Annotated in this window: 1 pseudogene; it reads right to left on the reverse strand. The window is 43.3% G+C overall.

From position 1 onward, the window contains the following. Positions 1–245, reverse strand: a pseudogene (locus NE619_RS19415) (helicase); the annotation flags it as partial.

The following is a 245-nucleotide window of genomic DNA, read 5'->3' on the forward strand; positions in this document are numbered from 1 at the left end:
TTCGGACCGTACCGCTTCGTACCTTTGCAAACAATTCTTTTTTCTTAGTCTCTGTATTGGCATCATGGATAAACGCGATTTCCGCAGGCGGTACACCTTTCGCGATTAACTTTTCTCTTACATCCGTATACACATTGAATTTCCCATCCGTTTTTGGTGTGGAAAGGTCACAAAATAATAGCTGGGTCAGTTTTTCTTCTTTTCCCTCCTCCCAAAATCGGTGAACTTCTCTGACGCAGGCATTG

Origin of the sequence: Anaerovorax odorimutans, assembly GCF_024459955.1 — a bacterium.
Taxonomy (GTDB): Bacteria; Bacillota; Clostridia; order Peptostreptococcales; family Anaerovoracaceae; genus Hominibacterium; species Hominibacterium odorimutans_A.